The organism is Exiguobacterium sp. A1_3_1 (genome assembly GCF_048985645.1).
Taxonomy (GTDB): domain Bacteria; phylum Bacillota; class Bacilli; order Exiguobacteriales; family Exiguobacteriaceae; genus Exiguobacterium_A; species Exiguobacterium_A indicum.
Map to the genome: position 1 here is coordinate 1 of NZ_WBYY01000191.1, position 5891 is coordinate 5891.

Sequence of the window (5891 nt, forward strand, 5' to 3'; positions counted from 1 at the left end):
CGTTAGAGAACAATTGCACTTGTCTTCAGTCTCAAAAGATTTCCCCAAAGAGAAATCCGTTTCAAATAGCAATCAACCATGTTCAATATAAAATCCGCTCCAATAAACCTGACGATACGTAAACTCTTTTCCACTCTTCGTCGTCACAAGCATTTCATCTTCTGCCATGACGGCAATTTTAATGGGTACTTCACCGTGATCCGTCAAATAATTGAGGATCTCAAGATGCCGATTCAACCAAAGACGACGGCGGAACCAACGAAAACGACTGAATGCCGCACTGAAGTGGAGTAAAGCGAGCGCAAGGATAATTAAAGCAAACGGAAGTGGAATGTCGAACAACGCAATCAAATATACATCTGCGATCAGCAAGGATAACGATAGACCCATTTCCGTCATCTCCATGAAAGATGCTTTATAGGTCGCGAAGTAGGTTATCACACGAAATAGGAAGATGACCGTGAGGTACGGTACGAAGTACATTTGAAACACATGGTCCGTGCCGCTGTTGACGAACATGAGCAGTGGCAGGAAGAATAGCAATTTCCAGATTAGGATGGCGGAATAAAATAAAGTATGATCCGTGTAGCGTCTGCGTACGATGGCTTGACTCATATTCATTGCCTTCCCCTCCTTCATGATGGACCGTTTCAAAGTCGATGATGACAGGACATGATGCCTATAAGGGTATGTTTCCGAATTCAGCTGTTTCTAATCGTCTAATTCACAGTTTTTAGAAACTGTATATTTAGTATACGTCATGACGCACCAAATGGTTCACTTTCCCCATCATTTCCCATCATTCGATGTGCTACAGATTGGAAACCCGCTCTTGCTAGTCGTCCGGATCTTCTACTGCTACAATATAAGATATTCCAATTGAACAGAATCGAGTTGAATCTTTCATGTACACCCATATCATCATCGGCGCCGGCATTCTCGGTGCCTCGACTGCCTATCATTTATCGAAGGCTGGTGAACGCGTCTTACTCGTCGATCGGAAGGAACCCGGTCGAGCCTCTCATGCGGCAGCCGGCATTATCTGTCCATGGATGACACAGCGACGAAATAAGGCATGGTACCAATTAGCGAATAACGGGGCTCATTTTTACAAGACATTGATTCCTGAACTGGAAGCACTCGGTGAGATCAGTACGGGTTATCAGCAAGTTGGCACGATCGCCTTACATGAAACATCAAAAATCGAAAAGATGGAGACGATTGCGCAAAACCGTTTTCCGGAAGCTCCTGCCATCGAACGTATCGAACGACTGGACCAAGATCGTGTCAAAACGCTCTTTCCACTCGTCGAACAGATCGAGGATGCCTTATTCGTTTCCGGTGGTGCACGCGTTGACGGACGTGCCTTGTGTGCTGCACTGATTCGTGGTGCTGTCGAACACGGTGCGACCGTCCTAGAAGGAGATGCTTCTCTTGTCGTAGACAAGGGAGTCGTCACTGGTATAACCACGGAAAATGAACAGTACTTGGCAGAACAGTTCATTTTAACGGCGGGTGTCTGGTTAAATGACCTACTCCGTCCACTTGAGCTTAAAATCGATTTGCATCCGGAGAAGGGACAGATCCTGCAACTCGATTTGACGGACTCTACATCAACGACATGGCCCGTCGTCATGGGACAACGTGGATTATATCTCGTCTCCATCCACGAAGGGAAATTGATCGTCGGTTCAACACACGAAAAACAGACCGATTATGATTTGAAACCGACCGTCAAAGGGATGCATGCCTTATTGAATCGTGCTTTACCTGTCTTACCGCGTCTCGAAGAAACGACGATTGATGAACTGCGTATCGGCTTGCGCCCGTATACGAAAAACTCCCTGCCGGTGATTGGACCGCTTCAAAATCATCCGAACGTGTTCCTAGCGAACGGACTTGGTGCATCCGGTTTGACGATCGGACCGTATCTCGGTAGCCAATTAGCGAAGCTTGCACGTCATCAAACTCCTGATATCGAATGGACGACTTATGAGCCGACCTACGTCTCTCTCGACTCCTAACCCACTCTATACTTCACTTTGAAAGGAAGTACACCATTGTCCATGAAACCAATCGTTCCTCTTGAATTATTCGATGCTTTAGATATACGTGTTGGTACAATCCAGTCGATTTCAAATCGCACAGACTGCTCGATTCAGCTTGAACTACAATTCGACGGCTTTACGCGTTCTTTTTCACTCGCTTGGGAATCGCTGCGACCCGATGTCCATGAGTTGCTTGGAAAACAAGCGATTGCCGTGTTGAATGTACCTGGTCGTACGCCTGAAGAGTCGGGGCGGTTGCTTGAGATCGGACGTTCGGAACAATGGATGCCGATCCTCGTCGTACCGGAACATCCGATTCCAGAAGGCGCTCGGATCGAATAAACGCTTTCACCCACAAAAATACTCCCCTTCATCGCTTCTACACAGAAGCTTACAAGCGGGAGTATTTTTAGTTTTTTCGCCGTTACATTTTTTCTAAATAATGCACACTGAATCGTTCATCGTCATCGATCCAACAATTGACTGAATGAAAACCACTTTGACGGGCAAGTGTCTCAAACTCTTCTTTACTGTATTTATAGGAGTTTTCCGTATGAATCGTTTCGCCTTTTTTAAACGGAACCGTTACATCTCCGACTTGCACGAGTTGATCGAGTTGACTCCGAAGATGCATTTCGATTCGTCCTTTTTCTTCATTATAAAAAGCATGATGTTCAAATCGTGTCACATCAAACGTTCCCTCGAGCATCTGATTCAAATGCGTCAACATGTTCAAATTGAATGCTGCTGTGACGCCGGCTGCATCATTATAAGCCCGTTCAAGCACATCAACAGACTTTTTCAGATCAACACCGATCAAGAATCCATCTCCTGTTTCAAGAATTCGTGAGGAATGACGTAAGAAGCGCATCGCTTCCTCCGGTTCAAAGTTACCAATCGTCGAACCCGGGAAAAAGATGACTCGTTTTTGAGACTCCTCGACCGGTAAAGAAATCGATTGTGAGTAATCCCCACAAACCGCTTTAATATGCAACGCAGGATACCGTTCCGACAATTGGCGTGCAGATTCCATCAGGAAGTCTTTTGAGATATCAATGGGCATATACGTGTCTAGATGCGTAAATGTCTCCAGTAACATCTGGATTTTACGACTGCTGCCACTTCCATATTCAATCAGTGTATGCACATCGCCGATACTTCGTGCGATCTCCGCTCGATGCTGCTCTAAGATGGCGAGTTCTGTCCGTGTCGGATAATATTCCGGTTGTTGCGTAATCTGTTCGAACAACTGGGATCCGATATGATCATAAAAATATTTTGCCGGTAAGACCTTTTGTTCTCGCATCAGACCTTCGATGACTTCTAAACGCATGTTTTGTTGCGGCGTATATAAATCGTACCCAATGACTGTCTCTCGCATCACATGTCACCTGCCAATCGGAAGCCGCCAAATAACCAACGTTTATCAGGCGGGAAGAAGTTACGGTATGTCTCGCGAATGTGATCGTCAGGCGTCACGCACGCTCCTCCACGCAGTACCATTTGATTACACATGAACTTCGCGTTGTATTCCCCGAGTGCTCCCTCGAGCGGTTTACTGCCTGGATATGAACTATAAGCGCTCGACGTCCACTCCCAGACGTTTCCGAACATGCTCGCAAGCGTCGTCTCTGACTCTTCGACGGCGACTGGATGGAAGGTGCCGCTTCCCATCATATTGCGCTTCGTGACAGAATCGACTTGACGAGAAGCCCATTCCCATTCCGCTTCTGTCGGCAACCGTTTCCCTATAAAGCGACTATAAGCGTCCGCCTCATAAAAACTGACATGACAGACCGGTTCATCAAGACGAAGCGGTTCGACACCGTTCATCGTAAAGATCGTCCACTCTCCCGCGTCATCCTTCATCCAATATAACGGGGCTTTCCAGCCTTCTTTTTGCACTGTCGCAAAGCCGTCGGATAACCAATACTCTGATTTTTCATAACCCCCTGCTTCAATGAACGCTAAATACTCTCCATTCGTGACAGGACGCGTCGCTAGTTCAAACGGATGCAACCACGTTTTATGACGCGGACTCTCATTGTCGAACGCAAAACCGTCTCCTGTATGACCGATCTCGACGAGTCCTTCCTCGAATTGGATGAACGATGTTTCCTTAACTGCATTTTCAGACACATCTGTTGCCAACGACTTTGATTGATAAGCAGGTAACAACGGATTCGTGAAAAAGTTATACTTCACGTCCATCAAGATCAATTCCTGGTGTTGTTGTTCGTGTTGTAGCCCCATCTCGACTAACGTTTCGATTTTCCGTTGGTCTTCTGGAGTCCGTTCTTCCTTCAAGAACTCGACCATTTGTCCATCGACATATGCCCGATAAGCAATGATGTCCTCGACGGTCGGACGTGACAACATCCCTCGTTGTTGACGAGGCTGGTAAGGACCAATCGAGTTGTAGTAAGAATTGAACAGATAATTGTACTTCGGATGGAAAACGCGATAGCCTTCACTATATTCCTGTAGTATCATCCGTTCAAAAAACCAAGTCGTATGGGCGATGTGCCATTTCGGCGGACTCACGTCCGAACTCGCTTGAATGATGAAGTCTTCTGCTTCGAGCGGTTCAATTAAGGCAATTGTTTGGTTACGAACAGTGGCAAATTTTTCGATTAAGTACGATGTTGTTTCAAATAGCATGTCAATCACTCCTATCCAAAATATTCCGAATCTTTTGGTCCATTTGATGTATACCCCTCCTATGGAAGAGTTATGCTAAAGAACTAAAAAAAGTCCGCTCCGTTAAGAGCGAACTAATCACTTTAATATACTTTATCGCCGTTGAAGATCGAGTTCTTGACAACGACATAGTCGACTGTCCGAATCGCCTGCAATTTGTTCCCGCCAGCATACGAAATTGCCGATTGCAAATCTTGCTCCATCTCGATCAACGTATCCGTCAGACTTCCTTTATGCTCGACGAACATCTTCTTTCCTTCAACGTTCTTGCGTTCCCCTTTTTGGAACTCAGAAGCAGAACCAAAGTATTCTTTGACAAGCACCCCGTCCACTTCATGTGTCTCACCAGGCGATTCTTCATGCCCCGCGAAGAGTGAACCAATCATGACCATCGAAGCACCGAACCGGACCGACTTCGCGATATCGCCATGCGTCCGAATACCACCATCCGCGATAATCGGTTTACTTGCTGCTTTTGCACACCAACGAAGTGCCGCGAGTTGCCAACCGCCTGTACCGAATCCTGTCTTAATCTTCGTAATACATACTTTACCAGGTCCGATCCCGACTTTTGTTGCGTCGGCTCCCGCATTCTCAAGTTCGCGCACCGCTTCTGGCGTACCAACGTTACCAGCGATGACGAAACTTGCTGGCAGATGCGACTTGATGTGGCGAATCATCTGAATGACGGCTTCCGAATGACCGTGTGCGATATCAATCGTGATGTATTCCGGAGTTAGGCCCTCTGCCGCAAGTTGTTCGATCAGCTGATATTCTTCTTCCTTGACACCGACGCTAATTGAAGCGAACAGTTGACGTTCTTGCATCATTCGTACGAACGCCAAACGACGAGCCGGTTCGAATCGATGCATGATATAGAAATAATCGCCTTCCGCTAAGAATAGAGCAATCGATTCATCAATGATTGTTTGCATGTTTGCCGGTACGACCGGAAGCTTAAAACGACGACCACCGAACTCGACAGACGTATCACATTCCGAACGACTACCAACGATTGATTTTGCTGGAATTAATTGAATATCTTCATAATCGAATACTACATCCATGAATAACACCTCTAATTACGAATATTTTTTAATATATTGGCGATGATCATTCGCCCCTTGACTACTATCTGTCTCT

6 protein-coding genes are annotated in these 5891 nt (G+C 46.2%); 2 read left to right on the forward strand and 4 right to left on the reverse strand.

Going from position 1 to position 5891, the window contains the following annotated elements; translation table 11 throughout:
* Positions 1–72 precede the first annotated feature (72 nt).
* Positions 73–621: a hypothetical protein gene (locus F8N00_RS15645; RefSeq protein WP_421018535.1), complete on the reverse strand. Its 549-nt coding sequence runs from the start codon at positions 619–621 to the stop codon at positions 73–75.
* 284 nt (positions 622–905) lie between these two features.
* On the opposite strand from F8N00_RS15645, the gene F8N00_RS15650 reads away from it, so the two are divergent.
* Positions 906–2024, forward strand: a complete 1119-nt coding sequence (locus tag F8N00_RS15650; RefSeq protein ID WP_075642484.1) for an NAD(P)/FAD-dependent oxidoreductase — start codon at positions 906–908, stop codon at positions 2022–2024.
* A gap of 36 nt (positions 2025–2060) precedes the next feature.
* Entirely contained in the window at positions 2061–2390 is a 330-nt protein-coding gene (locus tag F8N00_RS15655) for a hypothetical protein (RefSeq protein WP_421018536.1), read from the forward strand.
* Between the two features lie 82 nt (positions 2391–2472).
* Here F8N00_RS15655 and egtD read toward each other — a convergent pair whose 3' ends face one another.
* From egtD to guaC, 3 genes are all read right to left on the reverse strand, one after another.
* Positions 2473–3429 carry an L-histidine N(alpha)-methyltransferase gene (gene egtD, locus F8N00_RS15660; protein WP_075642486.1) on the reverse strand — a complete coding sequence of 319 codons (957 nt, stop codon included), beginning with the start codon at positions 3427–3429 and terminating at the stop codon, positions 2473–2475.
* The gene (gene egtB, locus F8N00_RS15665; RefSeq protein ID WP_075642487.1) at positions 3429–4709 is read right to left on the reverse strand and encodes an ergothioneine biosynthesis protein EgtB; all 1281 of its coding nucleotides are present in this window, start codon (positions 4707–4709) and stop codon (positions 3429–3431) included. Before egtB ends, egtD begins: the two co-directional genes overlap by 1 nt.
* A 122-nt stretch (positions 4710–4831) precedes the next feature.
* Entirely contained in the window at positions 4832–5815 is a 984-nt protein-coding gene (gene guaC, locus F8N00_RS15670) for a GMP reductase (RefSeq protein WP_075642488.1), read from the reverse strand.
* Between the last annotated feature and the right edge of the window lie 76 nt (positions 5816–5891).